16 protein-coding genes are annotated in these 17,976 nt (G+C 47.5%); 12 read left to right on the top strand and 4 right to left on the bottom strand.

Annotated elements, in window-relative coordinates; translation table 11 throughout:
* Window positions 1-44: 44 nt before the first annotated feature.
* The 4 genes from MKY66_RS17930 to MKY66_RS17915 form a co-directional block, all read right to left on the bottom strand.
* On the bottom strand, window positions 45-323 hold the full coding sequence (locus tag MKY66_RS17930) for a YxcD family protein (protein ID WP_017687903.1): 279 nt from the start codon (window positions 321-323) through the stop codon (window positions 45-47).
* A gap of 5 nt (window positions 324-328) precedes the next feature.
* Window positions 329-826: a hypothetical protein gene (locus tag MKY66_RS17925; RefSeq protein WP_076210071.1), complete on the bottom strand. Its 498-nt coding sequence runs from the start codon at window positions 824-826 to the stop codon at window positions 329-331.
* Between the two features lie 98 nt (window positions 827-924).
* The gene (locus tag MKY66_RS17920) at window positions 925-1,491 is read right to left on the bottom strand and encodes a PadR family transcriptional regulator (RefSeq protein ID WP_036613540.1); all 567 of its coding nucleotides are present in this window, start codon (window positions 1,489-1,491) and stop codon (window positions 925-927) included.
* Between the two features lie 173 nt (window positions 1,492-1,664).
* Window positions 1,665-2,240 (bottom strand): carbonic anhydrase, encoded by a 576-nt coding sequence (locus MKY66_RS17915; RefSeq protein WP_036613541.1) that lies wholly within the window; start codon window positions 2,238-2,240, stop codon window positions 1,665-1,667.
* 348 nt (window positions 2,241-2,588) lie between these two features.
* Here MKY66_RS17915 and MKY66_RS17910 point away from each other — a divergent pair, with 348 nt between their 5' ends.
* The 12 genes from MKY66_RS17910 (at window position 2,589) to hfq (ending at window position 17,957) form a co-directional block, all read left to right on the top strand.
* The gene (locus MKY66_RS17910; RefSeq protein ID WP_076210072.1) at window positions 2,589-4,103 is read left to right on the top strand and encodes a carboxypeptidase M32; all 1,515 of its coding nucleotides are present in this window, start codon (window positions 2,589-2,591) and stop codon (window positions 4,101-4,103) included.
* Window positions 4,104-4,262: 159 nt separating this feature from the next.
* Entirely contained in the window at window positions 4,263-5,267 is a 1,005-nt protein-coding gene (locus MKY66_RS17905) for an ABC transporter substrate-binding protein (RefSeq protein WP_076210073.1), read from the top strand.
* A 29-nt stretch (window positions 5,268-5,296) separates the two neighbouring features.
* Window positions 5,297-6,091, top strand: a complete 795-nt coding sequence (locus MKY66_RS17900; protein ID WP_076210074.1) for an ABC transporter ATP-binding protein — start codon at window positions 5,297-5,299, stop codon at window positions 6,089-6,091.
* A 5-nt stretch (window positions 6,092-6,096) separates the two neighbouring features.
* Window positions 6,097-6,921: an ABC transporter permease gene (locus tag MKY66_RS17895; protein WP_076210353.1), complete on the top strand. Its 825-nt coding sequence runs from the start codon at window positions 6,097-6,099 to the stop codon at window positions 6,919-6,921.
* Window positions 6,922-7,269: 348 nt separating this feature from the next.
* Window positions 7,270-8,247: an aromatic acid exporter family protein gene (locus MKY66_RS17890; RefSeq protein WP_036613548.1), complete on the top strand. Its 978-nt coding sequence runs from the start codon at window positions 7,270-7,272 to the stop codon at window positions 8,245-8,247.
* A gap of 75 nt (window positions 8,248-8,322) precedes the next feature.
* Complete coding sequence (locus MKY66_RS17885; protein WP_017687912.1) at window positions 8,323-8,883, top strand: outer spore coat protein CotE; 561 nt, start codon at window positions 8,323-8,325, stop codon at window positions 8,881-8,883.
* A 202-nt stretch (window positions 8,884-9,085) separates the two neighbouring features.
* On the top strand, window positions 9,086-10,336 hold the full coding sequence (locus MKY66_RS17880; protein WP_256704190.1) for a hypothetical protein: 1,251 nt from the start codon (window positions 9,086-9,088) through the stop codon (window positions 10,334-10,336).
* Between the two features lie 207 nt (window positions 10,337-10,543).
* Window positions 10,544-13,345: a DNA mismatch repair protein MutS gene (mutS, locus tag MKY66_RS17875; protein WP_083656991.1), complete on the top strand. Its 2,802-nt coding sequence runs from the start codon at window positions 10,544-10,546 to the stop codon at window positions 13,343-13,345.
* Between the two features lie 21 nt (window positions 13,346-13,366).
* Window positions 13,367-15,601, top strand: a complete 2,235-nt coding sequence (gene mutL, locus MKY66_RS17870; RefSeq protein ID WP_076210076.1) for a DNA mismatch repair endonuclease MutL — start codon at window positions 13,367-13,369, stop codon at window positions 15,599-15,601.
* Window positions 15,602-15,618: 17 nt separating this feature from the next.
* Window positions 15,619-16,404, top strand: a complete 786-nt coding sequence (locus tag MKY66_RS17865) for a class I SAM-dependent methyltransferase (protein WP_076210077.1) — start codon at window positions 15,619-15,621, stop codon at window positions 16,402-16,404.
* Complete coding sequence (gene miaA, locus MKY66_RS17860; protein ID WP_076210078.1) at window positions 16,385-17,341, top strand: tRNA (adenosine(37)-N6)-dimethylallyltransferase MiaA; 957 nt, start codon at window positions 16,385-16,387, stop codon at window positions 17,339-17,341. Before MKY66_RS17865 ends, miaA begins: the two co-directional genes overlap by 20 nt.
* A gap of 373 nt (window positions 17,342-17,714) precedes the next feature.
* Window positions 17,715-17,957: an RNA chaperone Hfq gene (gene hfq, locus MKY66_RS17855; RefSeq protein WP_017687918.1), complete on the top strand. Its 243-nt coding sequence runs from the start codon at window positions 17,715-17,717 to the stop codon at window positions 17,955-17,957.
* The last annotated feature ends 19 nt before the right edge of the window (window positions 17,958-17,976 follow it).

Raw genomic sequence — 17,976 nt, 5'->3', positions numbered from 1 at the left:
AGCGGAGACGGTCTTTCGTATATCAGGCCAGTGAGTGACCTCTCTTATTGATTAACGATCGCTGTGATCTCTTCATCCAGATCAAGTCGTACGTTCTCACGGTACGCCCGGATGTTGTATTCACTGTGCAGGTAACGAAGAATCGCTTCAATCATATTGGACTCCACCAGATATTGACTACGGCCTTGAATCCAAACTTCAGCGGAATAACCTGTATCTTCTTCCCAGCTCAGTTCTACGTTCACATCGGTTGGACGTACACCCTTACGTTCTGCCATATGAATACAGATTGCATTCACAATTTCATCCATGCTCAGAACCATAGAGATTAGTACCGTCCGTTTCTGTTACGGTCATCGTCACGATCATTGCGACGGTCATAACGACCATCCGCTGCAGGTTTGCGACGATTGGAGATGGCTCTGAAGAGTGCCATAGCCAGCATAACAATCAACATAATTGCTGCAACGTTCACGAGCAATCCAAGGATGTTACCCAGAGCGCCCATGCCACCGAACAATCCGCCAAACATCATACCAGCAAGACCACCAAGCATCATGCCTTTCATGAATCCGCCGCCACCGCCGAAGAATCCACCACCACGAGTTGCAGCTGCACCAGTACCGGAGTTATTACCGGAATTGGATTGATTCACGTTACTGTCGGATTTCTTAGGTGTATTACTATAACTTTTTGTACCGGATTTGAATCCGCCACCACGTCTAGCATCCGCTGAATCCGGATTGGCTACTCCCACTGTTGCGAACAATAATGTAAAGGCCATAAATACCATCATTAGATGTTTAACTCCGAATTTTTTCTTCATTGTAAAGATCGTAACCCCCCGATTAATTTGTTTGAATCGCCCAAAAATGGGCCTTACTCATGTAATACGGTCAACTTGCAGCAACGTTTCAAATTTTATTAAATTTCTGAAACGCTTGGACTTGGGTCTTGAATTGCAGCTTGGCCATCAAGCAATTGGGTAACCCAATGACACCATTCCAGGCCTGTTTGTGCGTGCATCAACCCTTTTTGTACCAGGATGTAGCTTCCAAAATCTCGGTTGCCTACACGAAGATTATCCTGAGGTATACGTGACTTCAGATCCTCGAAATAACGTATGCGTTCCATAAACCAGCTTTTACGCTCGTTAAGAATGCGTCTCATGCTTCCGTCTTCCGCTATGCCAACACACAAAATACGCAAATTAAATTCATCGCGTGTAACCGGTGCGGTAACAGGAGTAATCATCCATTCCAAGAGCTTTTCAATGCCTTTTTCCGTTACTGCGTACATTTTCTTGTCCGGTTTGTCAGACTGTTGTACCCAGCGGGAGGCCAATAACTCATCGTTTTCCATCTTGGACAGGAGTGGGTAGATCTGGCTGTGTTTCGCCTGCCAATGAGGCTGGATTTTCAGCATCAGATCGTAGCCCGATGACTCCTCGCGGGTAAGCAGCCCGAGCAATCCGTAGGAAAGTATGTTCATGCACATGTCTCCTTAATATTAGGGCTAGGTCAGAGAGAACAATCGTTTTTACTTTCTTTGACCGCTTTCATAAAAAGTGTACACTGAAACTGTATGGTTTGACAACCTGACAGAACAACTGCCTTAATTTAGACAAAAAAAGTGCGAACCATAAGGTCCGCACTCCAAACCATTTAGAGAGATGCCTGTTGTCCATACCCCTCAGCGACAAGATCGAGTTCACCTGTAGCAGAATCGATAACCATGCCGTGGACGGGTACATTGGGAGGAAGTAATGGATGCTTTTTGATCACTTCCACAGTATGTTTTACCCCTTCTTCAACGCTGTCAAACCCACGCAACCATTTTTGCAAACGGATGCCCGAATTCTCCAGAGTAGTCATGACTTCTTCCGATACACCACGCTCTACCATATGTCCAATCATGGTCTCAGCGTGAAGGGAAGCCATACCACATTCCGTATGTCCCACTACCAGGACTTCATCTGCACCCAGTTCATAGATGGCGACAAGTACACTACGCATTACACTCCCGAAAGGCTGAGAGATAATTGCGCCTGCGTTTTTGATGATTTTCACATCGCCGTTTTTCAAGTTCATAGCCTTGGGCAGCAATTCCACCAGACGTGTATCCATACAAGTGATGATAACCATCTTTTTGGTTGGAAACTTGCCAGCCGTATACTTTTCGTATTCTTTGGTCTCGACAAATGATTTGTTGTAAGTCAAAATCTCTTGAATGTTGTTCATGTCCATTGCCTCCTGTTATCCAATACGACGAGCACGGCCACTTGCATATGATGCAGCTTGTCCTACGCGCCTTTGCTTTAATAGTATTTCACGGTCAGCAGATGGCATTACTCCAACCCTTTAGAGGTTGTTCAAAAAGTCCACTTTTGATTACAAATCATGCCTGAGGCATCATCAGCATCGAAGTTGAACGCCATTTCTATCTTCTCCGTAATGAAAATCAGACTTTTTGAACACGTATCTTAAGGAGAACAATGCAATTTTCATCTGTTAAAAGTTGATTATACGCAATGCAAAAAGTATCATCAATAGGGTATAACATTTTTTTTGAAGAGGTGAACGATAACAATGGATAAACAAACACAGGAACATTTGGAATCCTTCCGTAATCTGGCTCGTAAAATTAAGAGCTATCATGAAGCCATTGGTTTGCTTCACTGGGATCTGCGCACAGGTGCGCCGAAAAAAGGCGTTCCGACTCGTTCGGAGACGCTGGGCATGTTGTCCACCGAAGCATTCAAGTTGCAAACCTCGGCTGACATGAAGACTTACCTGGATGCATTAACGACTCCAGCGGTATTGGAACAGCTCGAAGATATAGATCGTCGTTTGGTTGAAGATTGCAAGAAAGAATATGATCGCAGTCAATCCGTACCACCGGAAAAAGTACAAGCATATACCGTGCTCACGGCTAAGTCTGAAACCGCATGGGAAGATGCCAAGCATAACAGTGATTTTGCAGGGTTCTCGCCTTATCTGACAGATATCGTCAAGCTCAAACAGGAGTTTATTGATTATTGGGGTGTGAAGGATACACGTTATGATACGCTGCTTGATATGTATGAACCAGATCTGACGGTTGAGAAAGTGGATGCTGTATTTGCCCGCCTCAAAGCACGTTTGGTGCCTCTGCAAGAGAAGATTAATGCTTCAGAAAACAAGCCAAATACAGAGTTCCTGAACCAGTTGTTTGACACCGAACAGCAGGAAAAATTCAGTCTGTTCATCTTGGAACAAATGGGCTATGACTTTGAAGCTGGACGATTGGACGAGAGTGTTCATCCTTTTGCAACGGGTCTTAACCCGGGTGATGTGCGGATCACAACACATTATCTGCAAGATGATGTAGCAAGCGCAGTCTTCAGTTCCCTGCATGAGGGCGGACATGCCCTGTACGAGCAAAATATTGATGACAGTCTGGCGGGTACTCTTCTTGCCGAAGGAACGTCCATGGGGATTCATGAGTCCCAGTCCCGTCTTTGGGAAAACATGATTGGGCGCAGTCTGCCATTCTGGACACGTTATTACAAAGATTTGCAGCAGCATTTCCCGCAACTGAGCGAGGTTGAACTGGAAGATTTCTATCGTGCAATCAACCGGGTGGAGAGTTCACTTATTCGGATTGAAGCGGATGAACTGACCTATAACCTGCATATTATTATCCGGTATGAGATCGAGAAAATGTTATTCAACGATGGTCTGGAAGTGAAGGACCTGCCGGAGACCTGGAATGCAAAATACAAGGAATACCTCGGTATTATGCCAACGAATGATGGAGACGGCGTTCTTCAGGATGTTCACTGGTCCGGTGGTGACTTTGGTTACTTTGCTTCGTATTCTCTGGGTAATATGTATGCAGCTCAAATTCTACATACATTGCGCAAGGAAATGCCGGAATTTGATACCCTCATTGCCGAAGGTAATCTGATTCCAATTAAGGAATGGCTTACAGACAAGATCTACCGGTATGGTAGAAGTCGCACACCTTCCGAATTGATTGTTGCCGTAACGGGTGAAGAATTGAACCCGGATTATCTGGCCGATTATCTGGAAGCCAAATACGCCGAGATTTACAAGCTGTAGTTAACCCATAAATAACATACTGAATAACATTTCGAAGAGCTGAAGAGTCGGGCATCATTGCCCGGCTCTTTTTTGCATTTAAGTTCTTAACCTTTTGTTGGGCATCGGCATATCCATAATAGAGAGAAACTGCTGAAACCAGTGAAGGAGGGAAACAACATGAAATACACGCCATGGTTCGTCCGGGGCATCGTTATTCTGCTGATTATCATTGTGGCGCTCACCAGCTGTAATAAGGAAGAGAATGAAGCCAAGATTACGATTGGCGAAGTGACTCGTTCGGTATTTTACGCACCGGAGTATGTGGCTGTGGCTCAAGGTTTTTTTGAAGAGCAGGGACTTGAGGTGGATATTCAAACGACTGCTGGTGGTGACAAAACGATGGCGGCATTACTCGCAGGTTCGGTGGATATCGCACTGGTAGGGGCGGAGACGTCCATATATGTCTATCAGCAGGGAGCGGAAGATCCGGTCATTAACTTTGCCCAGCTCACCCAGACGGATGGTACATTTCTGTTCGCTCGTAACACAGAAGGTAGCTTCGATTGGGAGCAACTGAGGGATTCCACATTTCTCGGTCAACGCAAAGGCGGCATGCCGCAAATGGCAGGGGAGTTCGCACTGAACAAACATGGCATTGATCCTCAAAGTGATCTGGAGCTGATTCAAAATGTGGACTTTGCCAACATTGCGTCCGCTTTCGCCTCAGGCACGGGAGATTATGTTCAACTGTTTGAACCCCAGGCATCCATCTTTGAACAAGAAGGTCGGGGTAAGGTTGTTGCATCGTTCGGCACAGAAGGTGGTCTTCTGCCTTACACCGTCTTCATGACGAAACAGAGTTATCTTAACGACAATAAGGATATCGTACAGAAGTTTACAAACGGTCTGCACAAAGCGCAGGCATGGGTGGATTCCCATACGGCTGAAGAGATTGCTGAAGTCATTTCTCCTTTTTTCAAAGACATCGATCCAGCCATTTTGGTAAGCAGTGTGAAACGTTATAAGGAACAGGGCAGCTATGCAACGGATCCGATCATTGATGAGGAAGAGTGGAACAATCTGCTTGATGTCATGAGTGCCGCCGGAGAGTTGAAAGAACGTGTGGATTTGAATGCCATTGTGGATAATGCCTATGCGGAAGAAGCTACGAAATCAAAGTAATGGGGTATTCAGGAAAGGAAGTGAGCAGAATGCCTGAATCCGAAAGTGTGATCCGACTGGAGGGGATCTCTCAAGTATACGTCAGCGAGCGGGAAGCTTCCTTGGTGATTGAGGACTTGAGTCTGGAGATCCAAAAAGGAGAGTTCGTCAGTCTGGTTGGACCGAGTGGATGCGGTAAAACGACATTGTTGTCGATCATCGCCGGGCTGCTCACACCCACCCGAGGAGAGGTTAAGGTTAAAGGCAAACTTGTTGGCGGCCCCTCAGCACAGATTGGTTATATGCTTCAACAGGACTATCTGTTCCCATGGCGGACCATTCTGGATAATGCATTGATTGGTCTTGAACTGACAGGCAGACTGGATGAACGGAGCCGTGAGCGTGTACGGGAACTGCTGGTAAGTATGGGGTTGGCCGGAACGGAGAATCAGTACCCTTCAGAGCTTTCAGGAGGCATGAGACAGCGAGTAGCCCTGGTGCGCACGCTGGCAACCGACCCAGGGATTTTATTGTTGGATGAACCATTCTCAGCACTTGATTATCAAACCAAGCTGCAACTGGAGGATTTGGTCTCGGACACGTTAAAACAGTTTGGCAAAACATCTGTTCTCGTCACCCATGATTTGTCTGAAGCCATTGCGGTCAGTGACCGCGTCATTGTACTGGATCGCAATCCCGGTCGCATCCGTCGTGAGTTTATTATCCCCGATGGAATTCGGAAGGCTCAGCCGTTTCATGCCAGGGAGCAAGAAGGATTCAATGCGTTGTTTCAGGCGTTATGGAGTGAACTGGATCAGCCCGGGGGAGGTGAGGAAGACGCGTGAATCCAATGAATCCGAAGCAGGAAAAGCGTGACGAATGGATGGGGCAGCTGCATCGGAATCATATTCAGCAGGTGGCCAGATGGCGACATCAAGTGCTTGCCGTACAATTATCTATCTTAGTATGTATGTTTTTGCTATGGGAAGTGGCAGGCAGACTCCGTTGGATTGATGTACTGTTATTCAGTTATCCGAGTAAAGTTTTTGCCCAGATTGGCAAGGACATCGCTAGTGGCGAGTTGTGGGCACATGTTGGGGTAACCGTAGGGGAAACGGCAGTTGGTTTTTTACTGGGAACACTGGTGGGAACCTTGCTTGCGGTTTTAATTTGGTGGTCTCCTTTTTTGTCCAAAGTGCTTGACCCCTATATGGTTGTGTTCAACAGTATGCCAAAGGTAGCACTTGGCCCGATCTTTATTGTGATGTTCGGCGCGGGTTTTACAGCGATTGTTATGACCACATTGTCCATCACGGTAATTATCACCACACTGGTGGTGTATAACAGCTTCAATGAAGTGGATCCCAATTATATTAAAGTGATTCGTACGTTTGGTGGAGAACGTTCCGAGATTTTTACCAAAGTTGTATTGCCAGCTTCTTTTCCGGCGATTGTATCTACTTTGAAAGTGAACGTAGGCATGGCCTGGGTGGGTGTAATTGTGGGTGAGTTTCTGGTCGCTAAACAAGGGCTCGGTTATCTCATCATCTACGGATTCCAGGTATTCAACTTCACGCTTGTATTTTCAAGTCTGTTAATTATTGCAGCAGTTGCAACAGCCATGTATCAACTTGTTGTCTATGCAGAACGTAAAATGCTGGCTGGCCGCAGGTGATTCGGAAGTGTTTTACTCGTAATGTGACCGGGTATGATATGTATACAATTTCACAAGGGGTGTCACGTTGCCCGATACCGTAAAATCAAGTACCATATTTAGTATGAATATTCCGCGCAGATCCGGAATGAATGCGATGATTGGAGAAGAGGGCCTTGAGGTTCTGTCGCAACGATCTAACTTGCCAGCGTCCCTCATTCGGGGCGTGTTGCTGTGACCGGCATGCATGCGCATGTCGGTTGATGTCGTCTAGTTTACATTTGGATGAGACATACTAGTCATGATAAATGAATGAGGCGACGAGCTGGCTAAGAATTTTTTTGCAGCTTAGAGGAGATGGAATGTTAAATGGGTTTTAGGGTAATTAAAACTGCAATCGCCGCATTAATGGCTGTATTGATTGCAGACTGGTGTCGCTTGCCGGGACCAACATCAGCGGGATTGCTTGCCATTCTTGGCGTGGATGTAACGAGAAAACGAAGTATTCGCACCATATCGGCGCGGTTCTTTGCTTCCGTAGTTGGACTTTTATTTGCAAGTGTACTTTTTCACTTTCTAGGCTTCCATTATTGGGTGCTGGCGGTATACATATTGATCGCATTCCCGGCTATTGTCCGGGTAGGCTTCAAAGAAGGTATTGTTACAGGTTCTGTTGTGGTGTTTCGGGTGTTCGGCGGCGGGGAGATGGACGTGCATGTCGTCCTCGTACAAATTGCTTTGCTGTTAATTGGTCTTGGTTCCGCAATGGCGGTTAACCTGGCCTATATGCCGGCAGCAGATCCACAGATGCTGCGCATTCGCAAACGAATCGATGAACTCTTCTCGAAGATTTTCAAGGAATTTGCGGCCACGCTGCGTAATCCCAATGAAGCATGGGCAGGGAGAGAGCTGATTGAAGCAGATAAAGCGATTCTGGGCGGTATTGATGCTGCCAAACGTTCTCTGGAGAATCAGGTGATTCATCCGAATGAGGAATGGAGTGTCTACTTCTATATGCGCAAAACGCAGTTGGACTCCATCCAGCACATGATGCATCTGGTGTCCCAGATCTATCAGAAGATGCCACATGCGGAAATGGTCTCGGAGCTGTTCGATCAGCTTAGTCAGGATGTACTTACTGAATCCTACACCGGACGAACTGAAAAACTTCTTGCAGATGTGCAAGAAGAATTCAAACGTATGGAGCTGCCGGATACAAGGGAAGAATTCGAGATTCGTTCCGCAATTCTCCAGCTGTGCCGTGAACTCGCGCTGTATCTGAAAGTCGCGAAGAAGGACAAAGCACCGTCCCCAATCTCGGACCGGTCCCAATCTACAAACGAATAATAGAAAATAGTTGTCACCCTAGACGAATGCCCTGCATACACTTGTAGTGAATGATTGTATGGAGGAGGTTTAAAGATGTCATTGAGTCATAAACATCAATGTAGAGAGATTATCACGAAGGCGATCTGCGGCAAAGGTCGTAAGTTCTCTACCGTAACACATACCGTGACTCCGCCAAATGGTCCGACAAGTATTTTGGGGGCTTGGATTATCAACCACCAATATGAAGCCGTATCAGCGGGTGACGGAATTGAAGTTATTGGTACTTACGATATCAACATTTGGTATTCCTATGACAAGAATTCGCAGACGGATGTAGCCAAAGAAACGGTGTCGTATGTAGAACATGTGCCTTTGTCCTATCTGGACCCGAAACACCGGACTTCCACAGTGGAGGTATCTGCGGATGCAACGCAGGAACCTAGCTGTGTGGAAGCCACAGTATCAGCAGGTGGAAGCAGTGTAATTATCCGGGTAGAACGGGAATTCGCTGTGGAACTCGTTGCCGAGACTAAAGTTTGTGTGAAGGTCTGCACAGATGGTTGCGGTGATTACGAAGACAAGGACTATGACTTTGGCAGTGCCGATGGAGATTATGACGATCTCGATCCCGATCTGCTCGACGATGAGCTGTGAGTTTGACGCCTGTATTTGATAACCTAAGGTATCATATGCGCCAGAAGGCGCGGTGAAGAGGGCGTAAGCCCTCTTTCTTCTTAAATATTGAAAAATGGGTGGTAACGAGCCTCGCAATGTGCCTGGAATACCTTTCACGGGAAGGCTCCGCATTGCGGGGTTATTTTTATTTTTGGTTGCATGATCCGGGAGGGGGGACGTAATGAATGTGATGGAACAAGCGGAGGAAGCGCTGCGCCGATATGAAAGGATGACTTCTGGAGAACGTGCAGAACGGTTGAAACAGGCAGGCATTGAAGTATTGTCACTGCACGATCGGCGCAAACGTGAACCAGGCTTGCGTGTACGCTATGACATAGAGATAAGCTGTCTGCAGGCGATCCGGATCAAGCGCAAGGATACTAGTGGCATGGGAGGGGCACAGGAAACTCTGTTGGAGCGTGAAGCGGGTTCAACCTTGTTCAAGCGCGTAGAACGACTTGCGATCAAAACGCTGTATACGCTAGGGCTGGATCATGGAGCTGTTCGAATGGAATCCTCAGGGAACGGCGGTTGTGCAGTGATTTCGATTGATCCGTGTCCCTGGAAAGGGGTGACCAACCTTGCTGCTACCTATAAGGAAAGCTGGAAGCAGCATCAGGAACTGCTGGATGAGGAAGTGAGTCACAGACCCACTCCGATACTCGGCATGGACCCGGAGTTTCTTCTGGTGCAGATGCCGGAATCCAAAATCGTACCCGCCTCCAAATTTCTTGAACGTAGCGGAATGGCAGGCTGTGATTCCGTGACGATTGGTGGACGGCGCATATATCCGGTTGCCGAATTGCGGCCTGCTCCCAGCTCCGAACCACGAGAGCTACTGGCTCATCTGATGAGGGCATTCGCAGCCGCTTCCCGCAGCATCAGTGATCACTCGCTCATCTGGCAGGCAGGAGGGATGCCACAGCGGGGGTTACCTCTTGGCGGACATATTCATTTTAGCGGGGTGAATCTTACCGGGGAACTGCTCCGTGCACTGGACAATTATATGGCATTGCCATTGGCATTTCTTCAAGACCCCCGTGGATCGGGAAGGCGCCCCCGTTATGGAGCACTTGGTGATTTTCGTCTGAAATCCTATGGTGGTTTTGAGTATCGGACGTTACCCAGCTTTCTTGTGTCACCCCTTGTTGCGAAAGGTGTTGTGGCCTTGGCAGGTCTGATCGCGAGCGGGTATACTCAATTACGGCAGCGTCCTTTGGCGAAAGCTGAGGTTCATGCCGCTTTTTATGAAGGAAAGCGGGAATTGATCAAGGAACACATTCCAGCTCTCGTAGATGATCTGAAGAGATTGGATGGATATGCACGTTATGAACGGTATGCGTCTCCGTTAATCCTTCAATTAAAACTGGGAAGAACATGGGATGAGAGCCGCGATATTCGCAAACTCTGGAATATTCGGGCAGGTTCATGAAGTACGGACGTTTTTTTGATATAATAAGAAACAAGTCTTTTATGAGTAATAAGCTACTACGGAAGATATGGAGCAGCAACCTTTGAAGGAAGTGGCGAATAGCCAACACATAAGGCGGAGGCGCAAACACAGTGCCTGACCGTCTTATTGTCCTTCCAGGACGCGTTTCTTCCTGACATTATAGGAACGGGATGGAGGATATTCATCATGGCTCAGTATACGCCAATGATTCAACAATATTTGCAAGTGAAGGCCGAAGCACAGGATGCTTTTCTATTTTTTAGACTGGGTGACTTCTATGAACTGTTCTTTGAGGATGCAATTAATGCTTCCCGTGAACTAGAGATCACGCTGACCGCACGTAACGGAGGCACGGATGATAAAATTCCGATGTGCGGTGTACCTTATCATTCGGCTGACAATTACATACAGCGTCTGATTGAAAAAGGATATAAAGTTGCGATATGTGAACAGATGGAAGATGCAAGTGTAACGAAAGGCATGGTACGACGTGAAATTGTACGTGTGGTTACACCCGGAACGGTGATGGAAGGCAAAACGCTGGGGGATAAGTCCAACAACTACATGGTCTGTCTTACAGGTAATCAAAATACGTTGGCGCTGGCGGCCTGTGATCTGTCAACGGGTGAGTTGTATGTGACATCAGTGCCCTATTCCAAGGAATGGCTTAAAGATGAAATCGGCATCTACGAACCATCGGAGCTGGTGGGGGATGCAGCGCTGCTTGAAACGGTAGAAGCCGAGGCGTCTCCAATCGGTCGCCCTGTGGTCTACACGTCCTGGACAAAGAATAAGGAAGATTTGGTCCGTCAGCAGTTTGGCGAGGCTGTGTGGGCAAGATTAGAGCCTGAACGTCAAGCGTGCATTGCACGTCTTTTCTCCTATCTGAGTGAGACACAGAAACGTTCTCTGGGACAATTAACACAAATCTCAACGTATGAACCAGATCATTATATGATCTTGGACCCGTTTACCCGCCGGAACCTGGAATTGGTGGAAACTGTGCGTGAACGCTCCAAAAAAGGTTCATTACTCTGGTTGCTTGATCGGACCGAGACGTCCATGGGTGCAAGAATGTTGCGTCGCTGGGTCGATAAGCCATTATTGCAAAAAGGGAAGATTAATGAGCGCCTTGAAGCAGTGGATACGCTATACAACCAGTTTATATTGCGTGAAGACCTGCGGGCAGAACTCAAAGACATCTATGATCTGGAGCGTTTGGTAGGCCGGATTGCGTTTGGCAATGCCAACGGTCGTGACCTGAATGCGCTCAAATCATCGCTGGAGAAAATCCCAGGACTTCGTCAACATTGCGCAGGATCATCTTCCGCAACATTGCAGCATATTGCCGAAACGATGGATGATTGCAATGATCTGCGTGAAGCCATCGGGCAAGCCATTGTGGACGAGCCGCCGGTATCGGTAAGGGACGGAGGTCTGATTCGTGAAGGGTACCATGAACGTCTGGATGAATTGCGTGAGGCTTCGGTTAACGGGAAACAGTGGATTGCGGAGCTGGAAGCGCGAGAGCGTGAGGCGACAGGCATTCGATCGCTGAAGATTGGATATAACAAAGTGTTTGGTTATTATATCGAGATCACCAAGTCCAATCTGTCTGCGCTGCCAGAGGGGCGTTATGAACGTAAACAGACACTTGCCAATGCAGAACGTTACATTACGCCGGAGTTGAAGGAAAAAGAGACGCTGATTCTCGAAGCTCAGGACAAAATGGTTGATATTGAGTATGGGCTGTTCGCAGAGCTGCGCGAGCGGCTGAACAAAGAGATTGCAAGATTGCAGAAGCTGGCCGAACAGGTAGCCGAAATTGATGTGTATCAATCTTTTGCGGTGATTAGTGCTGAGCGAAACTTTGTACGTCCTACATTGACCGACGGTTATGATCTGGTTGTGGAAGAAGGACGCCATCCGGTCGTTGAGGCGGTCATGCGAGATGGCGCATTTATTGCCAATCACACGGCAATGACCAAGGAAGAGGCACGTATTCTGCTGATTACCGGTCCAAATATGGCTGGTAAGAGTACGTATATGCGACAGGTCGCTTTAATCTCCATTTTGGCGCAAGTGGGTTGTTTTGTACCTGCGGGTCAGGCGGAAGTGCCGATCATGGATCGTATTTTCACACGGATCGGTGCCGCGGATGATCTCATTGGCGGACAAAGCACATTCATGGTGGAGATGGCCGACATTCAGGTCATGACGGACAAAGCCACACCACGCAGTCTGATTATTATCGATGAATTGGGACGGGGAACGTCGACCAGTGAAGGTATGGCCATTGCTCAGTCTGTTATTGAATATGTACATGATATCATCGGCTGTAAAGCTCTTGTATCAACTCATTTCCATGAGCTTGCTCATCTGGAGGAGAGTCTGGACAAGCTGGCCAACTACTCGATGGCGGTACAGGAGAGTGGTGACAAAGTTAATTTCCTGCGCAAATTGATTGCCGGGGCAGCCAGCAGTAGTTATGGTATCTATTGTGCACGCCTTGCAGGTCTGCCTGATAGCATTATTGAGCGGGCGAATGGACTTTTACATGGGTTCGAACATGCGGCTGCTCAGGTAGCGGTGGGCAGTGAATATATCGGGAATGAGAAGCAGGAAGCAGGCCTGAATGTAAAAGGTGTAGAATTTCAACACACGGATTCAGCACCATTGATCCGGGAGCACGAGATTGTGGATAGTGCAGAGTACACACCTTCTATTGAAGATTCGGTCGAGAAGCAACATGCCAAGAAATCAAACAGCGAAGTACAGTCCAGTGCAAGGCATTCGGATGTGGTTCAACTGTCCATCTTTGGGGATGATGAGCCGAATGTGGCAACGAAACCGGATGTAGTTGCGGTGGATAAACCAGCGCGAGAATTCATCCGTACGATGAAAGATATCGATGTCATGAATATGACGCCTCTTCAGGCGATGCAGATATTGAATGATCTCAAATTGAAGGCACAGCAATTATCCTGAGTATAAGGGAGGGGAAAACCTGTGGCGAAAATACATGTGCTTGATGAACATATTGCCAACCAGATCGCGGCGGGTGAAGTGGTCGAACGGCCTGCTTCAGTTGTCAAGGAGTTGCTCGAAAACTCGGTGGATGCAGGCGCCACCAAGATTGAAGTGACGGTGGAAGAGGGCGGACTCCTCAGTATTCGTGTCAAAGACAATGGTACAGGTATTGAGCCAGAGGACATGGAAACTGCCTTTTATCGTCATGCGACCAGCAAAATAGCCCATGGCCGAGATCTGTTCCAGATCACAAGTCTTGGATTCCGTGGCGAAGCCTTGGCGAGTATCGCCGCCGTGTCCAAGGTAGAGGTATTATCGGCAAGTGATAATGACGGGCGAGGACGCCGCATTGTAATTGAAGGCGGGAACCTTGTCTCTCATGAAGATGCAACCTCACCCCAAGGTACAGATTTTGCGGTGAGAGAACTATTTTACAATACACCAGCCAGACTCAAATATATGAAAACGATCCAGACGGAACTGGGACATATATCAGATGTCCTATACCGGATGGCGATGTCTCATCCAAACATTTCATTTCGACTGCGTCATAATGAGAATGTGTTGCTTCAGACATTGGGCAACGGTGATCTGCTGCAAGTAGTTGCAGCGATCTATGGGACAAGTGCTGCCAAAGCGATGCTTCCCATCCAGGGAGAAAGTCTGGATTACCGGGTGAGCGGGCTGATCAGCCTGCCAGAATGGACACGAGCGAATCGTAATGGGATGTCAACGATTGTTAATGGGCGATTTGTTCGCAATTACGGTCTCAATCAGGCGATTCTCAAAGCCTACCATACCTTGCTGCCCATTAATCGTTTCCCACTTGTCGTGGTGCAGTTGGAGATGCACCCATCTCTTGTGGATGTGAACGTGCATCCGGCGAAGTTGGAGGTTCGCTTCAGCAAGGAACCAGAACTGTATGAATTCATAGAGACGACGTTGCGGGGGATACTCCGGCAGGAGGTATTGATTCCACAGGTCAAAAAACAGCAGATTCGACGTGGGGACGATAGTTCCTTTATTCAAGAGCAATTTCTCTTTCCACGTGGCCCGCTGAAAGATGCATCTGATGCAGAAGGATATGGGCAACAAGGTCCACTCGGGAAACCTACTGCTGCACCTCTGAAGTTGACTGCCGAAGATGATGATCTGGATTTGGATGCTCCGGCGGATGTGTCTACAGCACAGTTGGTATCTGAACAGGGTCACTCAGTGCCGTTGCCCGAAGCTCCACCTGAGGTTACACAGCCCCCAGAGCAGTTAGAAAGTTGGAACGGGGATATTTTGCAGAAGATTGCTAGTCATGACGGGGTGCAGACATCCGCTGACGTGCAGGAAGGTACTAAGGATGTAAGTACAAGTTCAAGTACAAGTACAAGTTCTACCGAAACTGTTCCCAAATCTGACCTGTCTTCTCAAGATGGTGGAGGTCGTGTAGCAACAGAGAAACCGCTGGCTGAAGGCAAACCAGCTACGTATCGCTCCGATTCCGTATATTCACCGGTTAGAGAAGCTCGGTCAACCTACAATCCGTCTTCGATTGCAAGAGGTGAACGGACGTGGAAAACTTCAGGTCTGCCTGATGCCACCAAACTTGCTGCTGCCATTAAATCAGATGCATCCATGCCCGCATTTCCGGAGCTGAGTCTGATCGGACAGCATCATGGTACGTATTTGATCGCGCAAAATGACCAAGGTTTATATCTGATTGATCAGCATGCTGCTCATGAACGCGTGAATTATGAGTACTATTACGAGAAGTTTGGCAACCCTGCACAGGCCTCACAAGAGTTACTGCTGCCGATTACGCTGGAGTTCACACCTTCGGAGACGGAAAAACTAAAAACAAGGCTGGCATGGTTCGAGCAGGCAGGTGTTTATTTGGAGCATTTTGGTGGACAGACGTTCCGCGTGCGCTCCCATCCGTTCTGGTTCCCCAAAGGGGACGAGAAAGACATTATCGAAGAGATGTCTGAATGGGTTCTTAGTGAACGCAGCATAGATGTGGCCAAGATGCGAGAAGCTGCATCAATTATGTGCTCCTGCAAGGCGTCCATCAAAGCGAACCAGAAGCTGACGGATCAGGAAGCAGAAGTGCTAATTCAGCGTCTGGGTTTATGTCGTCAGCCCTACACTTGTCCACATGGACGGCCGATTGTGGTTTCATTTTCAACGTATGATCTGGAAAAATTATTTAAACGAGTGATGTAGCTATTTAGGGGGACATTATGTACATTACAACCGGTGACAAGGAGATTGCCTCTCAGGTGGAGCGTGCACGTAAGCTCGCCGAAACGACAGGAGGTACCTACGTACCGCGCAATAGAACGTCTTTACCCAAACTGATTGAACAGTATGGTATCAACGAAATACTGGTTGTGCTCAATGGCAGAGCGCGCTTGTTTCGCAAGGATGCAACGGAGCTTGAGTTTCACCCCAGTATGGGATTTGTTCGTGCTAAACGTGTTCTAAGAGGTGAAGCCGATCCTATGCTTGAAGCTGGTGCGGTACTCGAAGGAGACACCATTGTTGATTGTACCGCTGGACTTGGTTCAGATGCGCTGGTATTTTCAGTTGCGGCTGGGAAGAGTGGACAAGTCATTGCATGTGAAAGTTCTCAACCGCTCTATACCCTGCTACTGGAGGGCATGTCCCATTATAAGAGCAATCAGCCCTTGGTGGATGAGGCTTTCCGGCGCATAGATCTGCGGCATGTGGATCATCTTGAGTTGCTACGGTCCATGCCGGATCGAAGCTGTGATACCGTATATTTTGACCCCATGTTCCGTGAACCGATGATGGATTCAAGTGCTATACAGCCCTTGCGAGATTATGCAAATGCTCACGCACTGGATGAACAGAGCATTATGGAAGCAAAACGGGTTGCCCGTAAACGGGTAGTCATGAAAGAAAAGCGCGGCAGCGCGGAGTTTGACAGGCTCGGATTTGAAATACTTGATCGGGCCAATGCAAAAACCCTGTACGGAGTGATTAATGTTGAAAGTGGAAGTTAAACCAAAACCTAAACTGCTTGTGCTGGTTGGACCAACAGCAGTAGGCAAAACAAGAATGAGCATCGAGCTTGCCCAAGCTTTCAATTGTGAGATTATCTCAGGGGATTCGATGCAGGTATATCGTGAAATGGATATCGGAACTGCCAAGATTACCTCTGAAGAAATGAAGGGTGTACCTCATCATCTCATTGATATCCATGAACCGGAGTATCCGTATTCTGTGGCTGAGTTTCAAGAGAGTTGCACACGATTGATTAGTGAAATCCATGAACGCGGTAAAATGCCTTTTATTGTAGGTGGCACCGGTCTATATGTGGAATCAGTATGTTACAGCTTCCAATTTTCGGATAGTGGTTCAGATGAAGCGTTCAGAGAGGAACAATTCAGCTATGCGGAGCAACACGGAGCACAGGCCCTTCATGATCGATTGAGGGAAGTTGATCCGGTTAGTGCGGATCGTCTGCACCCCAATGACCAGCGGCGAATTGTACGTGCGCTTGAGATCCATCATCTCACAGGCGAGAAGTGGTCTGATCAGCTGGCAGTACAGAAGAAAGAGTCGCCTTATGACCTTCTTATTGTTGGTTTGACAATGGATCGGCAGAAGTTGTATGCCCGGGTAGAAGAGCGGATTGATCTGATGATCGAACAAGGTCTGGTGGATGAAGTGAAGTCCCTGTTGGAACGCGGAGTGGCCAGAGGTCATATTTCCATGCAAGGACTGGGGTATAAGGAGATTGCAGCGTTCCTGCAAGGGGAAGTGAGTTGGGAAGCTGCTGTTGAGTGGTTGAAGAGGGATACGCGTCGGTTTGCCAAACGGCAGCTTTCCTGGTTTCGCCATATGAAGGATATTGAATGGGTGGACATGACGGATACCCAGGATTTTGAAGGGAAATACAAGCAGATTAGTGAATTGATTACACGAAAATTTGATTGATTTAAGCGATTATTAATATTCTTCTGACAGGCATCGATTAGATCAAGATATGTAAACCTCTACCTTGTAGTATCAAAAGGATAGAGGTTTTTTATTTACCATTAGAACAGATGGTAGAGATTAAGCGTTCGCTAAACAACGAATAAATGTGCTTTAAAATGAAGAATTAGTCCCTCTTTTGCAAAACAGACAAGCGGTGTATAATGGGTAAGTCTTCTATTTTTTCACCTCGCCAAGAATGGGGGTAAAATAGCAGACAAGGGGTTTTTGTGGATTATATGAAACTGTTCATGATATAATAGCACGAAAGCTACTCAGCGATATTGAATATTACTTGAACACGAATTCAAATGAACCAATGGGGGTACGGCTAATGAACAAGTCCATCAACATCCAAGATACGTTCTTGAACCAACTGCGGAAAGAAAATATTCCTGCTACGGTCTATCTGACCAACGGCTTCCAAATCCGCGGGACGATCAAGGCATTTGACAATTTTACGATCGTCATTGACAGCGACGGACGCCAGCAAATGGTCTACAAGCATGCCATCTCCACGTTCACGCCGCAACGCAGCGTATCGCTGATGCAGCAAGATAACAGCGGCGAAGCTTAAAAAATTACGAAACCTTTTC

The sequence above is a fragment of the Paenibacillus sp. FSL R5-0766 genome (genome assembly GCF_037971845.1).
Lineage (GTDB): Bacteria > Bacillota > Bacilli > Paenibacillales > Paenibacillaceae > Paenibacillus.
The sequence above is the reverse complement of the archived record's forward strand: the minus strand, read 5'-3'. Positions and strand labels throughout refer to the sequence as shown.

Bases quoted from the DNA above. Each gene is read 5' to 3' on its own strand.
- MKY66_RS17930 (WP_017687903.1), bottom strand. From the start codon at position 323: ATGGTTCTGAGCATGGATGAAATTGTGAATGCAATCTGTATTCATATG.
- MKY66_RS17925 (WP_076210071.1), bottom strand. From the start codon at position 826: ATGAAGAAAAAATTCGGAGTTAAACATCTAATGATGGTATTTATGGCC.
- MKY66_RS17920 (WP_036613540.1), bottom strand. From the start codon at position 1,491: ATGAACATACTTTCCTACGGATTGCTCGGGCTGCTTACCCGCGAGGAG.
- MKY66_RS17915 (WP_036613541.1), bottom strand. From the start codon at position 2,240: ATGAACAACATTCAAGAGATTTTGACTTACAACAAATCATTTGTCGAG.
- MKY66_RS17910 (WP_076210072.1), top strand. From the start codon at position 2,589: ATGGATAAACAAACACAGGAACATTTGGAATCCTTCCGTAATCTGGCT.
- MKY66_RS17905 (WP_076210073.1), top strand. From the start codon at position 4,263: ATGAAATACACGCCATGGTTCGTCCGGGGCATCGTTATTCTGCTGATT.
- MKY66_RS17900 (WP_076210074.1), top strand. From the start codon at position 5,297: ATGCCTGAATCCGAAAGTGTGATCCGACTGGAGGGGATCTCTCAAGTA.
- MKY66_RS17895 (WP_076210353.1), top strand. From the start codon at position 6,097: ATGAATCCGAAGCAGGAAAAGCGTGACGAATGGATGGGGCAGCTGCAT.
- MKY66_RS17890 (WP_036613548.1), top strand. From the start codon at position 7,270: ATGGGTTTTAGGGTAATTAAAACTGCAATCGCCGCATTAATGGCTGTA.
- MKY66_RS17885 (WP_017687912.1), top strand. From the start codon at position 8,323: ATGTCATTGAGTCATAAACATCAATGTAGAGAGATTATCACGAAGGCG.
- MKY66_RS17880 (WP_256704190.1), top strand. From the start codon at position 9,086: ATGAATGTGATGGAACAAGCGGAGGAAGCGCTGCGCCGATATGAAAGG.
- mutS (WP_083656991.1), top strand. From the start codon at position 10,544: ATGGCTCAGTATACGCCAATGATTCAACAATATTTGCAAGTGAAGGCC.
- MKY66_RS17865 (WP_076210077.1), top strand. From the start codon at position 15,619: ATGTACATTACAACCGGTGACAAGGAGATTGCCTCTCAGGTGGAGCGT.
- miaA (WP_076210078.1), top strand. From the start codon at position 16,385: ATGTTGAAAGTGGAAGTTAAACCAAAACCTAAACTGCTTGTGCTGGTT.
- hfq (WP_017687918.1), top strand. From the start codon at position 17,715: ATGAACAAGTCCATCAACATCCAAGATACGTTCTTGAACCAACTGCGG.